Below are 17909 nucleotides of genomic sequence, written 5' to 3'. Positions count from 1 at the left end.
ATGGGAAAAGCAATTGTGATCACCTCCGGTAAGGGTGGCGTTGGGAAAACCACGACCAGTGCCAACATCGGGACCGCGTTAGCCTTAATGGGCAAGCGGGTCTGCCTGATGGACTTGGACATTGGGTTGCGGAACCTAGACGTCGTGTTAGGCCTCGATAACCGCATCATCTACGATATCGTGGATGTGGCTGAGGGTCGCGCCAAATTACCACAAGCTTTGGTTAAGGATAAGCGGTTTGATGACAAGCTCTACTTGTTACCAGCTGCCCAAAACACAGATAAAACGGCCTTACAGCCAGAACAAGTTAAGGAAATCGTTGACGAGTTAAAGCCCGAATACGATTACGTCTTGATCGATTGCCCAGCCGGTATCGAACAAGGCTTTATCAACGCTGTTTCCGGTGCCGATGCCGCTATCGTGGTGACGACGCCAGAAATTTCTGCCGTTCGGGATGCCGACCGGGTCGTTGGTCTGCTGGAACAACACCCCTTGACTGAAGCCCCACGGCTGTTGATCAACCGGATTCGCCGGAACATGATGCAAGACGGTTCCATGATGGATATCGATGAGATCACCCATCATCTTGGGATTGAATTGCTTGGCATTATCTTCGATGACGATGCCGTCATCACGACCTCCAATCAAGGGGAACCCGTGGTTATGCAAACGGACAATCCTGCTGGTCAGGGTTACCGCAACGTTGCTCGGCGTTTAGAGGGCGAAACGGTGCCATTGATGAAGATTGAGGAACAAGAGGATACGGGCTTCTGGCACAAAGTCAGCAGCTGGTTCCACCGCGGCTAGGCACCACTGCCGCGCCTTACCGGGTAACGAAAATGGCTCGGAACACGTTTCAAAGTCGCCAGTTGGATTTCAGCTTTCGAGCTGAAATCCAACTCCCACGGCTGAAGCCATTTTCGTTACCCTCACGGCTTACACAGTGGTGGTTAGCCACGTGGAACAGCTCCGTGATGCATATTGTTATTACGGAGCTGTTGTTAGGGGAGTTAGGCAAAATTTATTTGGGTCGATGAAATTGATCATTGAAAATAATTTTGTGACAACTGGTCTTGACAGCGCCGTGAAAAAAACGTAGTATACTGTCAATGAATGAAAAAACGTTGAACGGAAGAGTAGAACGGTTAAGGTTCTCCAGAAAGCCCCGATGATGGAAACGGGCGGACTTAACGATTCGAACCACATCTGTGAGTTGGCTTTCTGAAATGAGTAAGAAGGTCCGGGTTAGCCCGTTATCGCTGGAGTTGCTAGCAACTCGCTGAGATTTTCGTAGTGATACGGAAACAAACAGAGGTGGAACCACGATGTGATCGTCCTCTTAGGTCTTAGGACCTAGGAGGGCGTTTTTTATTTCCCGCCAAATCTCTCAGCGCTTGTCGGCAACTCGTTGAGTCGGCGTGGCGTGAGCCCGTCGAGAACATGAGGTGGCACAGCGTTGAGACGCCCTCTTGAGAAGGTTATTTCTCGAGAGGGCTTTTTTGTCGTTAAAGGAGGAGAATTGTTATGCACTATGTAAGTCAGATTTTACCATCGTTAATTTCCGGGACCGGAATGACGCTATCGATATTCTTTTGGACGATTATTATTGCGATTCCGCTGGGAATTCTGGTCGGCCTAGGCATGACCACGAATTTCAAACCGTTGACCTGGTTGATCAATATCTACGTGTGGTTGATGCGGGGAACGCCCTTGTTACTGCAATTAATTTTTGTTTTTTACGGGCTCCCCATCATCGGCGTGGTGTTCCAACGGTATGACGCCGCCTTATTCGCCTTCATTTTGAACTACACGGCTTACTTCGCTGAAATCTTCCGCGGCGGCCTGCAAGCCATTCCGGAAGGGCAGTACGAAAGTGCCCGGGTTCTGCGGCTGACCAATTGGCAGACGTTACGGAAGATTGTGATTCCCCAAGTGGTCAAAATTGTCTTACCTTCCATTGGGAACGAAGTCATTAACCTGGTTAAGGATTCGTCCCTGGTTTACGTTATCGGGTTGGGCGACCTATTACGGGCCGGCAACGTGGCCATGGCGCGCGATGTCACGCTGGTGCCCATGTTACTAGTCGGAGTCATTTACCTGCTGCTGACGGCCGTTTGCACGTTGGTCTTGAAGCGGATGGAAAAGCACTACAGTTTCTGGCGTTAAGGAAAGGATGGTCAACATATGTTAGAACTTAAAGGAATTACGAAAAAATTTGGTGGCAAGACCATCTTGGATAATATTAATTTGACCGTGACGGATGGTAAGATTTTAACCATTGTGGGACCATCCGGCGCCGGGAAAACGACGTTACTGCGGTGCATTAGTGGGTTGGCTTCAGTCGACAGTGGTCAATTTCTCTTAGACGGCAAGGCCTTTGATCCTGCCTCTAACCGTGACAACGATGCTGTGATTGGCGTCGTCTTCCAGGACTATCAACTCTTTCCTAATTTGACCGTCCGGCAAAACGTGACGCTGGCACCCACGATGGTGCTGAAGCAATCCGCTAAGGACGCCAACGAAGAAGCCGAACGCCTCCTGAAACAATTGGATTTGGGTGACAAGGCGGACCTATTCCCTTACGAATTATCTGGGGGCCAGAAACAACGGGTCGCCATCGTACGGGCCCTGGCCATGCATCCCAAATTGTTGTGCTACGACGAACCCACGTCCGCGCTGGACCCTGACTTACGCCGAGAAGTACAACAGATCATTGTTAAATTACGGGACGAGGGTATCACGCAAATTGTCGTGACCCATGATATTCCCTTTGCTGAAGCAATTGCGGACCAAATGCTCCGCGTGGAACCGAAGAACTAAGGAGGCCGCAAAATGAAAAGAGTCTATCGTTTCTGGGTTCTTCTAGCCGTGGTGGCGGGATTCGGCACGCTGTTGGCCGGATGCAACAATGTCACCCAACGCGCCAATACCGATGACACCTGGTCGACCGTTCAGAAGAAAAAACGGGTGGTCGTGGGCCTTGATGATAGTTTCGTGCCCATGGGTTTCCGCCAAAAGAGTGGGAAGTTAGTCGGCTACGATATTGATTTAGCCCGGGCCGTGTTCAAGCTTTACGGTATCAAAGTTGATTTTCAATCGATCGACTGGAGCATGAACGTGACCGAGCTGCACAATGGGACGATTGATTTGATTTGGAACGGCTTCTCCATCACGCCGCAACGGGCCAAGCAGGTGGCCTTCTCGAATACCTACCTGAACAACGACCAAGTGCTGGTCACGTTGAAGAAAAACCACATTACCTCGTACCGGGACATGACGGGCAAGGTCTTGGGCGCCCAAACCGGGTCCTCCGGGGCCAACGACATTGATGCGCACCCGAAGCTGTTGAAGAACCGCATCAAGAATCACGAAGCCGTCACGTACGACTCATTTACCAACGCCTTCATCGACCTCAACGTCGGCCGGATTCAGGGGCTGTTGATTGACAGTACCTATGCCAATTACTACATCAAACATCAGGCGCACCCCGAGGACTACCGCGTCACGGTCGGGAGTTTCCCTAAGGAAAAATTTGCCGTGGGGACACGTAAAGGGGATGTGACCATGCGCAAGAAGATTAATGCCGGCCTGAAGCGGTTAGCTGCGAATGGGACCCTGCGTCAGATCAATAAGAAATGGTTCGGCGAAAACGTCGACACGCCACTCTTACCTGATAATAAGTAAAAAAGTCGGGGGGCTTTCAGTTCACCGGCTGAATGAACTTCTAGGTAGTCGTCCCAGAAAATTTGGGAACGACTATTTTTTTGTAAAAAATTATGAAGCCGGTCGATAAAGGGGGACACCCGGGGAAAGACTTTTACAAATTAATTCATATTTGCGTGCGGTTGCTTGTATTTATGCCGGGCTTCCCTTAAAATTAAACACCGATACGCTTGGTTTTAGTTAGGGTTACCAGCAAAACGGCTGAAAAGAGTTGTTGTAGAAAAGTAACCAGCGCGAGATAATTTTACGTTCAATTAAAACTTTGAGTTGGTATAATCAAGAAATAATAAATAAGCGGTTGGTGGGTTAAGCCAGTGTCAGCCGTGGGAGTTTGCTTAGCGGTTTACCGCTTAGCAAACTGGTATCTTTGCGACTCGCACCACAGAGGCGCAAAGTAAGCCCGAAGACCGCATTATGGCTTCGGGCGTCCGCCCACAGCGTCACGGATTATTTTCACCGCCCGGTAAGGCGCTGATAACAACGGCTTTAACCCAAACCAACCAGATATTTAGAGGAGGCAATTGCGCGTGCATTTTCGCATACGAGACGGGGTAACGCTCGACCTGTTACCCACAAAACAATTTAAAACAATTGGCATTAAGGTGGACTTTGTTGCGCCACTGACGGCCACGGCGATTACCGCGCGAGCCTTGTTGGCTCAGGTTCTAGAGACCAGTACGGCCGCTTACCCCACGCAGACGGCCTTGGCCCGTAAGCTGTCCCAGATGTATGGGGCCAGTTTCGGCATCAGTGTCGTTAAATTGGGGACGAAGCATGTGATTCGGTTGACTTGTTCCGTGGTCGATGAACAATACCTGAACCAATTTGCGGACCAAACCCCGCTCTTTGAACAGGGGATGGCGCTCCTGAAGGCTGTCCTGTTTGAACCGCTGTTGCCCAATGGTCAGTTTGATCCGACCACGTTTACGCAACAACGCCAGAATTTATTAACGGCGATTAAATCCTTAGATGATGATAAACAATACTTGGCGAACCGGCGTTTACAAGAATTATTGTTCACCGGTCAACCCGCCCAAGCCATGAGTGCCTTGGGTGACACGACCACGTTGGGTGAGCTCAGTTCGGCCGACATTCTCGGTACCTATCACGACATGTTGGCCAACGACGCCATTCACGTGGCCGTTGTCGGTGACGTGACGGCGGACCGGGTGCAGGAAGCTTTGACCACCTGGCCACTAACTGACCGGACGATTACCGATGACTCACCGTACTACCGGTGGGACAAGCGCGATGAGGTGCAGTCCGGAGATGACCTGGCGCCAGTCGTTCAAGCCAAATTGAACCTGGCCTACCAGCTCCCGATTTACCGAGACGATGCGGACTTCATGGCCGCCGTTGTCTTTAACGCGGCCTTCGGGGGCACACCGTTGTCCCTGTTGTTCACGAACGTTCGCGAAAAGGCCAGCTTGGCCTACTATGCCAGCAGCTCGTACAATCCCTTTACCGGGACCATGGGCGTGCAAAGCGGTATTCAAGCCCAGAACCAGGACCGCGTGATTGCCATTATTGGCGAACAATTGGCTGCCGTTCAACGCGGTGAGCTCAGTGAATCGCTGTTGGCCGAAGTGAAGGCCAGCCTGCTCAATGCCCGTCTGGCTGGACTGGATAGTCCCCAACGGAAATTAGTGGGGCTGTTGAACAGTGAATTGACCCATTTGACGGAACCCTTAAAGACTTGGCAAGAAAAATTAGCGGCAGTGACGGTGGCCGACGTGCAACGCGTGGCGCAACAAGTCACGCTGCAGGCCACTTACTGCCTGCATGGAGGTGATCAGGATGCTGAATAAACAAGCGTACGACCGGTTGGGCGAAAACGTCTACCAAACCACGTTGGCCAATGGCCTAAAGGTCATTCTGGTCCCTAAAGTCGGTTTCCATAAGACCTTTGCCGTGATGACCACGGACTACGGGTCCACGGACAATGAATTTGTGCCCCGCGGACAAAAAGAACCCGTTCGTTTCCCGGATGGGATTGCCCACTTCCTGGAACACAAGCTGTTTGAGAAAAAGGACCACGACGCCTTTGACCTATTTGGTCAGTACGGGGCAAGTGCCAACGCCTTTACCAGCTTCACCCAGACCAGTTATTTATTTGCGACGACCAGCCATCTGCATGAAAACCTGGATATTCTCCTCGACTTCGTGCAGGACCCGTACTTTACGGCCCAAACGGTCAACAAGGAAAAGGGAATTATCGGTCAGGAAATTCAGATGTACGATGATGATCCGGGTTGGCAGAGCTACTTTGGCATGATTGGCCAGCTGTACCCCCGCGAGCCCTTGCACATCGACATTGCGGGGACCGTTGACTCCATCGATAAGATTACTGCGGACGACCTGTACGCGGCCTACAACACGTTCTATCACCCAAGCAACATGAGCCTGGTCGTGGTGGGGCAGCTTGAGCCGGAAGAAACGTTAAGCTGGATCACGGCTAATCAAGCTGGCAAGACGTTTGCGCCGGCCGAGCCGATTCAACGGATTCCTTCTGCGCAAACACCGGCCACGGAAATCGTGCCAACGACAACGCGGCACTTAACGGTCAACCGGCCCAAGGTCAGCATTGGCCTGCGCGGGTACGACCAAGTGCCAGCGGGTAAGGCGGGGTTGGCATACAGCGATGCCATTTCGTTAGCGATGGACCTGTTATTTAACGACAGTAGCGACAATTACCTACGGCTGTATGATGCCAACGTGATTGATGACAGTTTTGGCTACGATTTCCAAGTCCAACGGGGGGCACATTTCGGCCAACTGGCGGGCGATACTGATCAGCCAGAATCTTTTGTCAGTGAACTAACTGCGATTTTAAATGATGGACCCGCACAACTACTGGCTGCCCGGGAGCAATTTGACCTGGTTAAACGCGAGGCGATTGGCCGGACGATTGGGGCCATCAACTCGGTCGAGGCCATTGCCAATCAGTACGACGGGCCGCTATTTGGCGGGACCACGCTCTTCGATGAGTTGGCCGTTTTAGAGGCCATGACGTTCGCCGATGTGCAGGCAGCATGGGCCCAATTTTCAGGGGACAGCCGGCAAACGGTCTACACGATTTTGCCCTAACGGAGGTTAAGAATCCGTTAAATCCTGAATTCTGGGAGTTGTGGCTGAAAATGCGGTGGCGCCTATGCTATACTGCTTATAGAGAAATTTTGAACAGGTGGAGAATTAAAACATGAGTGATAACAGCAAAATTACATTGGGAAAAACGCTGCGTGACGCGCGGATTGCGAAGGGGTACACCCTGGATGACCTGCAACAGACGACGAAGATTCAGAAGCGTTATCTGATTGCCATCGAAGATCAAAACTTTGATGAGTTGCCTGGGGACTTTTACGTGCGGGCATTTATCAAGCAGTACGCCGATATGGTCGACTTGGATGGCGCGGAACTGTTAAAGCAGTTCGACAGTGCTTTGCCAAGCACGCAGACGCAGGAATACGTGGATAAGGTCAACGAAAGTAATCCGGAGACCCGGTCCCAACAGCGTCAGGTCGATGAACGTTATGTCAAATTACGCCGGACGATTCCTGTGATTGGGATTGTCATCGTCGTCCTCGTGATCCTCGTGGGTATCTGGGTCGCCGCTTCACATAACGGCAACAATACCGCCAAGGACAACGTGGACAGCAGTTCTGTCAGTGTTTCTGGTAGCAGTTCGAACAAGACCAAGAGCAGTAGCAGTAAGAAGTCCTCATCATCCAAGAAGTCTTCCTCAAAGAAGACCAAGACGCCAAGCTTTAAGAAGGTCAGCTCAACGACCTCAGGCTCAACTTGGGAAATGACGAACGCTTCCTCGAAGCCAAAGATGAGCTTGTCCGCAACTGGCAGTGCTTGGATGTCCGTGACCGTTAGTGGCTCGACCGTTTGGCAAGGAACCTTGTCAGCTTCGACGTCACATTCACTGACTATTCCAAGTTCCGCAACCAGCGTGACCCTGAAATTTGGGAACGCCCCAGCAACGTCCGTGAAGGTTGACGGGAAGAAGTTTGACTTCACTTCCGATACCAGCACCAGCAGTGCTTCTAGTTCAAGCACCACTTCGGGAACGACGACCACGTCTAGCTCAAGTACGACGACGTCTTCTCAAGTTCAAACTGTGACGTTGGAATTTAAGTAAGACTCAAGGCGGGTCGGTCCGTGGCGACCGGCGCGCCTTTTTTAGTTGGAAAATTTAAGGAGGAACCTTTCGTGAATCTACCAAATCGCTTAACCATTGTCCGGATCATCTTAATCCCGGTCTTCATTCTATTACTAGTGTTGCCGTTAGACTGGGGCCAGGTCACCTGGTTGGGGACGGCTATTCCGGTCGCCCAAATCTGGGGTGCTCTTGTCTTTGCCGTGGCGTCTATCACCGACTTTTTGGACGGTCAAATTGCACGGCGCAACCATCTGGTCACGAACTTTGGGAAGTTTGCCGATCCACTGGCTGACAAGATGATCGTCATGACGGCTTTCATTCTGTTGGTGTCGATGAACGCCGTCCCTGCCTGGGGTGTCGCCATCATCGTCTGTCGGGAACTAGCTGTGACTGGGTTACGGTTGATTGTCGTGGAGACCGGGGGCAAGGTCCTCGCTGCGGCTTGGCCAGGTAAGATCAAGACCACAACACAGATGGTTGGGATTATCCTGTTACTGTTGAACAACATTGGGTTTGGGAGTATCAACGTGCCAATGGCGCTGATTTTCTTCTACATTTGCTTGTTCTTCACGATTTACTCTGGAATCGATTACTTTGTTCAGAACCGCCAAGTCTTCGCCGAATCCTCCGCAGAATAACTGGGTTAAACCAGTCTTTGACTGCGCCTCCGGGCTGGTGAAAATGGGCCGGAACGCAGTGCTGTCCGTTCCCGGCGGCGGATTCAAAGCGCCCTGCTGTGGGGCCGGTTCCAGCCGAAGGGCGGGCTTCCACCTCAACTTTGAGCCTGGGGGGCGGTCTCAAAGGTTGTCCCATGGACTAAGCTGAGTGAGAAACCTCAGCTAAGACCATCGACACAGCTGGTCACTTTGATCCGCCTCTGGTCACTTCTGCGACCGGCCCAGTTTTCCCAGCCTCTGCGGCTAAGACTGGTTTAATCCGCTATTCACTTTTTTGCAGAGTGTGTATTGCGGCAATTATGAATTTAAATTTATTTTGGGTCGTGTGTCAGCTAGCGCTGGTGTGCGACCTTTTCTATATGAACGCGTTCTTTCCCGGCGGCAGGCTCAAAGTGTCCTACTGTGGGGGGGCCCGCCTCTGCTCACTAACATCCACCGACGTGGCCCATTTTCACCAGCCCTGCGGCTGAGACTGGTTTAGTCAGTAATTGTGAGTCCGACTTTTAGTTGGCAGTAGCACAACTTTGTCGGTAGGATGCAGGCATCGGTTACTGATCCAAAAAAATAAAAATAATCGGATGGCGATTTCCAGTTGTTAATGACTGGGGGTCGCCATTTTTGTTTAGATTTCTCACGATTTCTGAGGCAATATTAACCAGTTGTGGCGTGATTGTGGTAGGATTTTAGTACAGGTGTCGTTTCTTTGATGTGGTTGAAGAAACGGCTGAACGTTGTATTGTGGGCGTTTTGCTTGATATTAGAAAATAAATTTGAAAAAAATAAAATAAATCGCGTTTCATTACGAAGTTAACTTTAAGTCATTCAGGAGGGGTCAGCATGCAAGCAGAAATCATTGCCGTCGGAACCGAAATTCTATTGGGACAAATCGTTGATACGAATTCGGCCTTTATTGCCCGTGAATTGGCTGAGGCCGGTATCGAAGTTTATTACCATTCATTGGTTGGCGATAACGCTGACCGGCTGACGACAGTGGTGAATCAGGCCCGTTCGCGGAGCGACTTGGTGATCATCAGTGGGGGACTTGGACCGACGAAAGATGATCTGACAAAACAGACCGTTGCCCACTTGTTGGGGGTGAAGCTGGTTGAGGAGCCTGAAGCGATGGTCAAAATTCGCGAGCACTTTGCCACGGCAGAGCGGCCTATGACCCCTAACAATCGCTTACAGGCACTTTATCCTGAAGGAAGCCAACCACTCAAGAACCGGACCGGGATGGCTGTCGGGGCCTTTTATCAGGACCCTAACGCGGCTGACATCATGCTATTGCCCGGACCACCTAGTGAAGCGGAGCCCATGTTTGCTGAACAGGCGGTGCCTTTGCTGAAGGCGACCTATCATCGGGATGAATACCTGGTATCGCGGGTCTTGCGGTTCTTTGGCATCGGCGAGGGGCAACTGGTGACCCTGCTGAGTGACCTGATTGATGGGCAAACGAACCCGACGATTGCACCGTATGCTAAAGTAAATGAGGTCACGCTGCGGTTGACGGCCCAGGCAAAGGATGAGGCTGCTGGTAATCAGCTGTTGGATGACATGACGGCGACTATTAAGGACCGTGTGGGCGATTATCTCTATGGCTATGGGGATGACAACAGTTTGGCAGCGGTCGTGGTCAACGAAATGATTGACCGCCACCTGACGATTACGGGCGCTGAAAGTTTAACGGCCGGGAAGTTCCAGAGTACACTGGGGGACGTCCCCGGGGTTTCGGCCATCTTTCCGGGTGGCTTCGTGACCTATGCCAATTCAGCTAAGCATGACCTGTTAGGGATTCCGCAGTCCATCATCGCTGAGGATGGGGTCGTTAGTGCGGCCACGGCTCAGCAAATGGCGGAGCGTTCCCGGGCGTTATTGGATACCGACTTCTCGCTGAGCTTTACCGGTGTGGCGGGGCCAGATGCCCTGGAAGGCCACCCTGCTGGGACCGTTTGGTTGGGTCTGGCGCAACGCGGACATGAACCGCGGGCCCGTCTGGTTCATTTGACGGGGACTCGAGCGGCCATTCGTGAGCGGTCCGTGATGACCGGTTTGGATTGGCTCCGCCGCGTCTTACACGGGTCAAAATAAAAGGGGAACTTTTGTTCTATTTTTACTTGCATTTTGCGAACAAAACCCGTATAGTGATACATGAATATTGATGCAACAAAGGAGGATTTGGATGGCTGACGAACGACAAGCGGCGTTGGATAAAGCGCTGAAGAAAATTGAAAAAGATTTCGGTAAAGGTTCGATCATGCGGCTAGGTGACAACAGTAACCTGAACATTGAAACCGTTCCATCTGGCTCGTTGGCCCTTGATGTGGCCTTGGGTGTTGGTGGTTACCCACGTGGACGAATCGTTGAAATTTACGGTCCAGAATCATCAGGTAAAACGACCGTGGCCTTGCACGCCGTAGCGGAAGTTCAAAAGCGGGGCGGGACTGCAGCGTATATTGATGCAGAAAACGCTCTGGATCCGGCTTACGCAACTGCTTTAGGGGTTAACATCGACCAATTACTTTTGTCACAACCTGATACCGGTGAACAAGGTCTGCAAATTGCAGATGCCTTGATTTCCAGTGGGGCCGTGGACATTGTGGTTGTCGATTCCGTTGCCGCTTTGGTTCCCCGTGCGGAAATCGAAGGGGAAATGGGTGATGCCCATGTGGGTCTGCAAGCCCGTCTGATGTCTCAAGCGTTGCGGAAATTATCCGGGACGATTAACAAGACGAAGACGATTGCACTCTTCATTAACCAAATTCGTGAAAAAGTTGGGGTTATGTTTGGTAACCCTGAAGTTACGCCTGGTGGCCGTGCGTTGAAGTTCTACGCCACGGTTCGGTTGGAAGTTCGCCGGGCTGAACAGATCAAAGACGGCACCGATGTTATCGGTAACCGGACGCGGATCAAGGTCGTTAAGAACAAGGTTGCGCCGCCATTCAAGCGAGCTGAAGTCGACATCATGTACGGTAAGGGGATTTCCCAAACCGGTGAATTGCTCGACATGGCCGTTGAAAAGGACATTGTTGATAAGAGTGGGTCCTGGTACTCTTACGGCGAAGACCGAATTGGTCAAGGTCGTGAGAATGCTAAGGCATACTTGGCTGACCATCCAGATATGATGGCTGAAGTTAACCAACGTGTTCGGGCCGCCTATGGTGTTGGCGAAGGTGACGACGCCGATGACGGGAAGAAGGCTGCTGGTAAAGACAGTAAGCCAACTGACAAGAAGGATGCCAAAGCCGATGCCCCTAAGGACAAAAGCAAGCCAGAACAAAGTGAATTAATTCCGGACAAGAACAAGCCTGGTAAATAAAACGAAACGCTAGTCATCCTGTGAGGTGGCTGGCGTTTTTTGTTTGGTGTTGTGACTGAAAACAGGGCGGAAGCGACTAGTGCTCGCGTTTGATTCTACCTTCGCATGCTACGTGTGATTTTTCTGGCGACACTGGTTTATCATCCGAAACGAATAAATCCGCACGGACCCACCAGTTTCCGGTGAGTTTAGTTGACAGCGTTCATGGCAACCATTAAAATTGAAGTTGCGTCAGTTATTAAATCAACATCTTAAAAAGTCTGATTTTAAATTAGTCATTTTGATGATGCGGAGGTGGAATCATGAGTGTTCCAATTATAATCCTCGCAATCATCGCTATCGTTGTTGGTGTTGTGGGCGGGTATTATTTTCGTAAATCTGTCCACGAGCGAAAGCTAGATGCGGCTAAGTACACTGCTGAAGGTGTACTGGCTGAAGCTAAGAAGCAAGCTGAGACTGCCACGAAGGAATCTTTATTAGAGGCCAAGGAAGACAGTCATAAGTACCGCGCAGAGGTCGAAACCGAGCTGAAAGAACGTCGTGCCGAAGTTCAGAAGCAAGAAGATCGCTTGATTCAACGGGAAGAAACGTTAGACCGGAAAGATAGTTCTCTGGAAAAACGCGAAAACTCTTTGAATCGTCGGGACAAAAAGCTAAGTGCTGAAGAGCAGAATTTAGCAAAGAAGCAACAGCAAGCAGACTCACTGATTGAAAAACGCCAAGCTGCGGTTGAAGACGTAGCTGCTTTATCCCAGGATGATGCACGGGACCTGATTATTTCCGAGGCCAAAAAGGCTTTGGCAGGCGAACGGGCAAAGATGATTAAAGAAAGCGAAGAAACGGCGCGGAAGACAGCTCAGGCAAATGCCAAAGACCTGATTGTCTCCGCCATTCAACGGAGTGCCGCCGACATGGTTACGGAAACCACAATTACTGTGGTGACGTTGCCTAACGACGACATGAAGGGCCGAATCATCGGTCGTGAAGGACGGAATATTCGGACGTTAGAGACTCTGACCGGGATTGACCTGATCATTGATGATACGCCCGAAGCCGTCGTTTTGAGTGGCTTTGACCCCTTGCGGCGAGAAGTTGCGAAGATTGCTCTCGAGAAGTTAATCCAAGACGGGCGAATTCACCCGGCACGGATCGAAGAAATGGTAGCCAAGGCGAAAAAAGAACTGGACGAACATGTCCGGGAGCTTGGCGAGCAAGCAACCTTTGACTTGGGGATTCATTCTATGCATCCCGAAATGGTCAAACTGGTTGGTCGCATGAATTTCCGAATTTCTCATGGGCAAAACGCGTTGGCCCATTCAATCGAAGTTGCCAAGATCACTGGGGTGTTGGCTGCTGAATTAGGTGAGGATGTTACGTTAGCAAAACGTGCAGGATTATTACATGATATTGGCCGCGCTGCAGAGCATGAAGACGATAGCTCGTACATCACGACGGGCACGGAACTCGCAAAGAAGTACCGTGAAAGTTCCGTTGTGGTTAACGCTATCGCAGCTCAAGCAGATCAAACGGCTCCGCAATCCGTTATTGCGGAACTGGTTGGGACCGCTGATGTTATTTCAGCCACCCGGCCAGGCGCACGCTCAGATTCTCTGGAAAGTTACATCCACCGGTTGGACAAGCTGGAGACCGTCGCCAATGCATTTGACGGCGTCGACCACAGCTTTGCCATTCAGGCGGGACGAGAGGTTCGAGTTATTGTGCGGCCCGAGAAGATTTCCGATACGGATGCCGTTGTCTTGGCACGCGACATCAAGAAACAAATTGAGGGCGACCTGGATTACCCAGGTCACGTCAAAGTTTCCGTCATCCGGGAAGTCCGGTCAGTTGAATATGCGAAATAAGTCAGAGAAGCTAGGCCATTTGGTCCTAGCTTTTTTACGTTTTTGTAGAAAAAAGTTGAAATTGATTGGCTGGTTTACAGGCATATTGTGACGAGTACTAAAAAATTGCCAGTAGAAGGGCTAAGCGGCCGTTAACCGCAGGATTGGTGAAAATGGGTTCAGCCGTGGGAATTGACTTAACGGCTAGCCGTTTAGACAATTGGCATCTTTGAGATGCGTTTTGGGCAGCTCAAAGTGAGTCTGAAGACCGCCCCTCAGGCTTCAGGCGTCCGCCCACCGCGTTCCAATCCCATTTTCACCAATCCGGAGGTGCATGAACGGGCAGTTAGCCCGGATTTAACTCACGCAGGATTAGAAAAACCATGGTAAAATAGAGGTTATTTACGAGAACTGGTCACAAGAGCCAGGCGGGCCAAAACGGTCTAGATAGGGGAACGAAGATGCGTATTTTATTTGTTGGTGACGTTGTTGGAAATATTGGTGTGGATATGATTCATGAGTACCTCCCCCAATTAAAGCGGGACTTAAAGCCCCAAGTCACCATCGTCAATGGGGAAAATTCAACCCCCGTTGGTCGCGGTATCAGTCAAAGTATTTACAAGCAACTCTTAAAAGATGGCGCCGACGTGGTCACCATGGGGAACCATACCTGGGACAACGCTGAACTCTATGATTTCATTGGTGGCGCCAACCGGCTAGTTCGGCCCGCTAACTTCCCTGGCGATACGCCGGGACAAGGCTGGACGAAGGTCAAAGTGAACCAACAAGTGTTGGCCGTCGTCAACATGCAGGGCCGGGTCTTCATGAACCCCATGGACGATCCCTTTGCGAAAATGAAGGAGTTACTGCCAGAACTGGACACGGATTTTGTCTTCGTTGATTTCCATGCGGAAACGACCAGTGAGAAACGGGCCTTTGCGATGCGTTATGCTGGTAAGGTTTCCGCCGTCGTTGGCACCCACACACACGTGCAGACCAGTGACGCGCAGGTTCTGCGTGGCGGCACGGCCTTCATGACCGAAGCCGGCATGACCGGTCCCGCCGACAGTGTTTTGGGGATGCAGGCCGATAGCGTGATTGAACGCTTTGAAAATCAACGGCCAACCCGCTACACGGTCCAAGAAGTCGGTCCCGGAATTCTCTCCGGTGCCGTCATTGACTTAAACGATAAAACGGGGCACGCAGCTAGCATCAAGCCAATCTTGATCAGCCCACAACACCCGTACCAAAGCTAAACGATAACGGAAGGATGAACCATTTTTCATGACGAAAACGAACACGACGCCCATGATGGTGCAGTACCAAAAGATTAAAGACCAGTATCCCGATGCGTTCTTGTTCTACCGGCTCGGGGACTTTTATGAAATGTTCAATGAAGACGCCGTCAAGGGTTCGCAATTGCTGGAACTAACGTTGACGACCCGGAGTCACAGTGCCAAGAACCCGATTCCAATGTGTGGGGTACCGCACAAGGCCGTGCAAAATTACATCGACATTTTGGTGGATCAGGGCTACAAGGTTGCCGTTTGTGAACAAATGGAGGACCCAAAGTTAGCCAAGGGGATGGTCAAGCGAGAGGTCATTCAACTGGTCACCCCAGGGACCCAGACCGATACCGGCGCTGCCGGGGCCAAACGCAACAACTACTTGACCGCCCTAACCATGAGCACCAAGTCACAATACGGCTTGGCCTACACTGATTTGTCGACCGGGGAACTCAAGGCCGCTGAAATCAGTGGCGACGACCCCGTCATGAATGAATTAATGAGCCTGCAGACCAAGGAAGTCGTCGTGGATACTACGATTGACGATGAGCTGAAGGCCCGGATGAAGCAGCTCGGCATGATGATTTCTAATCAAGATGAAATTCAATCAAGTTCCGAGCTCAGTTACGTGGAGCAGGACCTACAGACCGATTTGCTGAAGCAAGTTGTCGGCGTCCTGGTGACCTACGTGACGGTGACGCAAAAGCGTAGTCTGGCGCATTTACAACGGGCCGTGGCTTACCGGCCAACCGCCTTTTTGAAGATGGACCACTCTTCGCAAAGCAACCTGGAAATCACCCAGAACTTACGAACTAAGAAAAAATCTGGGACCTTGCTGTGGCTCTTGGACCAAACCAAGACGGCGATGGGGGGACGGCTGCTGAAGCAATGGTTAGACCGGCCACTGATTGACCGGCAACAGATTGAAGAACGGCAGGACAAGGTTGGCGCGTTACTCGACCATTATTTCGAACGCAATAATTTGCAGGAAGAATTGGTTAAGGTCTATGACCTGGAACGCCTAGCCGGACGCGTAGCGTTCGGGAGCGTGAACGGCCGGGACTTAATCCAGTTGCAAACGTCCTTGGAACAGGTGCCACAAATCCAGCACACGATTGAAGAGCTGGACGAACCGGTCTTTGATGATACGCTGGCCGGGCTGGACCCCGTGGAAGATGTCGCGGCAGCCATTCGTGAGGCCATCGTTCCCGAACCCCCAATCTCCGTTTCCGACGGTGGGGTGATCCGTGATGGGTTCAACGCCCAATTGGACGAGTACCGGGATGCCATGCGTAACGGGAAGACCTGGTTGGCCGAAATGGAAGCCCACGAACGTGAAGTGACCGGGATCAATAACCTGAAGATTGGCTACAACCACGTCTTCGGGTACTACATCGAAGTCACCAAGGTCAACCTGGACAAGCTGCCAGCCGACCGGTACGAACGAAAGCAAACGCTGGCTAACGCCGAACGGTTCTCAACACCTGAGCTGAAGGATAAGGAACGCTTGATCTTAGAGGCTGAGGAGAAATCCGTTGCGCTGGAATATAAATTGTTCGTTGATCTGCGTGAACAGGTCAAACTAGCCATCACCCGGCTACAGAAATTAGCCGCCGCCATTGCCAGTCTAGACGTGCTCCAAAGTTTTGCCGTCGTCAGCGAGGACTATCACTTCATCAAGCCAACGTTGATTGAAGGGCATAATTTAGCCATTAAACAGGGCCGACATCCCGTGGTCGAAAAGGTTTTGGGTCGTCAATCATACGTCCCTAACGATGTCATGATGGATGAACAGACCAACATTTTACTGATTACCGGGCCGAACATGTCCGGGAAGAGTACCTACATGCGGCAGCTGGCCCTGACCGTGATTATGGCCCAGATGGGGTGTTTCGTGCCGGCAGAGTCCGCCCAGATGCCCATCTTTGACCAAATTTTCACCCGAATCGGTGCCGCAGATGACCTGATTTCTGGGCAAAGTACCTTCATGGTGGAAATGCAAGAGGCCAACCACGCGTTGAGCCAAGCGACCGCCAACAGTCTGATTTTATTCGATGAAATCGGGCGGGGCACGGCCACGTATGACGGGATGGCGCTGGCTCAGGCCATTATCGAATACGTTCACAACCGGGTCCACGCGAAGACGTTGTTCTCAACCCACTACCACGAGTTAACGGCGTTAGACCAGTCCTTGAAGCAGTTACGCAACGTCCACGTGGGCGCTGTCGAACGCGATGGCGACCTGGTCTTCTTACACCAAATGCAATCGGGTCCCGCGGACAAGTCCTACGGGATTCACGTGGCCAAATTGGCGGGGATGCCAACGAAGCTGTTAGACCGTGCTGAGGTCATCTTAGAGGACCTGGAACAGTCAGCTGAGGACCAACCCCTGTCCACACCAGAAACGGCGCAGACACCTATTCAAACGGTCCAAACGGCACCAGAACCGACGACACCCGTGCAGGCGCAACCAGCAGAGGCAGTCAAGCCGGAACCGGCTGTCAGCGAACCAACACCAGAACTAAGCGAGTCGGCAGAACCAACTACCGATCAACAGCTTTCGTTGTTCACGGAAGAGCCAGAGTTAAATCCGGCCCAGGCCAAGGTGCTGGCACAAATTTCCGACCTGAACCTGATGGGGATGACCCCAATGGCCATCATGAACCAGGTTTACCAATGGCAACAGAAATTGGCGAAGAAGTAAACAGCTTTGAGGATGTTAAGTTGGCTGGCTAAAAGGGACGATGAGTCGTTTGGGTGGTAGATTTAGCAGAGATAACCTAAAATTGTTTGCGAGTAGCGCTAGGCTAACTAAAAACAAATTATCGTGATAATAAAGTAAGACAATGAAAAATGGTGGTCGATGTGAGTGACCAGAGGTGGATCAAGGTTCTCAGCTGT

The 17909-nt window shown here is 51.4% G+C and carries 13 protein-coding genes and 1 other annotated feature; all 13 genes read left to right on the top strand.

Going from position 1 to position 17909, the window contains the following annotated elements; genetic code table 11:
• The 13 genes from minD to mutS all read left to right on the top strand — a co-directional run bounded on the left by minD (position 1) and on the right by mutS (position 17712).
• Positions 1–807, top strand: a complete 807-nt coding sequence (gene minD, locus ACEPST_RS00780) for a septum site-determining protein MinD (protein WP_125765731.1) — start codon at positions 1–3, stop codon at positions 805–807.
• A gap of 308 nt (positions 808–1115) precedes the next feature.
• Positions 1116–1342 (top strand) — a binding site (T-box leader).
• 182 nt (positions 1343–1524) lie between these two features.
• Positions 1525–2166 (top strand): amino acid ABC transporter permease, encoded by a 642-nt coding sequence (locus ACEPST_RS00775; protein WP_203646113.1) that lies wholly within the window; start codon positions 1525–1527, stop codon positions 2164–2166.
• Positions 2167–2184: 18 nt separating this feature from the next.
• Complete coding sequence (locus ACEPST_RS00770) at positions 2185–2820, top strand: amino acid ABC transporter ATP-binding protein (protein WP_125765733.1); 636 nt, start codon at positions 2185–2187, stop codon at positions 2818–2820.
• A gap of 12 nt (positions 2821–2832) precedes the next feature.
• Positions 2833–3684 (top strand): amino acid ABC transporter substrate-binding protein, encoded by an 852-nt coding sequence (locus ACEPST_RS00765; RefSeq protein WP_204121407.1) that lies wholly within the window; start codon positions 2833–2835, stop codon positions 3682–3684.
• Between the two features lie 566 nt (positions 3685–4250).
• On the top strand, positions 4251–5531 hold the full coding sequence (gene yfmF / locus ACEPST_RS00760) for an EF-P 5-aminopentanol modification-associated protein YfmF (protein WP_204121406.1): 1281 nt from the start codon (positions 4251–4253) through the stop codon (positions 5529–5531).
• Positions 5524–6810 (top strand): EF-P 5-aminopentanol modification-associated protein YfmH, encoded by a 1287-nt coding sequence (gene yfmH, locus ACEPST_RS00755; protein ID WP_374706463.1) that lies wholly within the window; start codon positions 5524–5526, stop codon positions 6808–6810. Before yfmF ends, yfmH begins: the two co-directional genes overlap by 8 nt.
• 112 nt (positions 6811–6922) lie before the next feature.
• Entirely contained in the window at positions 6923–7867 is a 945-nt protein-coding gene (locus tag ACEPST_RS00750) for a helix-turn-helix domain-containing protein (RefSeq protein ID WP_204121404.1), read from the top strand.
• A gap of 71 nt (positions 7868–7938) precedes the next feature.
• Positions 7939–8526, top strand: a complete 588-nt coding sequence (pgsA, locus tag ACEPST_RS00745) for a CDP-diacylglycerol--glycerol-3-phosphate 3-phosphatidyltransferase (RefSeq protein ID WP_203646108.1) — start codon at positions 7939–7941, stop codon at positions 8524–8526.
• 876 nt (positions 8527–9402) lie between these two features.
• Positions 9403–10653: a competence/damage-inducible protein A gene (locus ACEPST_RS00740; RefSeq protein WP_204121402.1), complete on the top strand. Its 1251-nt coding sequence runs from the start codon at positions 9403–9405 to the stop codon at positions 10651–10653.
• A 91-nt stretch (positions 10654–10744) separates the two neighbouring features.
• A complete protein-coding gene (recA, locus tag ACEPST_RS00735; protein WP_395390457.1) occupies positions 10745–11881 on the top strand; it encodes a recombinase RecA in 1137 nt (378 codons plus the stop codon).
• Between the two features lie 302 nt (positions 11882–12183).
• Positions 12184–13743: a ribonuclease Y gene (gene rny / locus ACEPST_RS00730; protein ID WP_395390456.1), complete on the top strand. Its 1560-nt coding sequence runs from the start codon at positions 12184–12186 to the stop codon at positions 13741–13743.
• Positions 13744–14183: 440 nt separating this feature from the next.
• Complete coding sequence (locus ACEPST_RS00725; protein ID WP_125765742.1) at positions 14184–14978, top strand: TIGR00282 family metallophosphoesterase; 795 nt, start codon at positions 14184–14186, stop codon at positions 14976–14978.
• 28 nt (positions 14979–15006) lie between these two features.
• Positions 15007–17712, top strand: a complete 2706-nt coding sequence (mutS, locus tag ACEPST_RS00720; RefSeq protein ID WP_204121399.1) for a DNA mismatch repair protein MutS — start codon at positions 15007–15009, stop codon at positions 17710–17712.
• Positions 17713–17909: the final 197 nt, after the last annotated feature.

The sequence above is a fragment of the Levilactobacillus sp. FUA 3915 genome, assembly GCF_044053135.1.
Classification (GTDB): Bacteria; Bacillota; Bacilli; order Lactobacillales; family Lactobacillaceae; genus Levilactobacillus; species Levilactobacillus lanxiensis.
The sequence above is the reverse complement of the archived record's forward strand: the minus strand, read 5'-3'. Positions and strand labels throughout refer to the sequence as shown.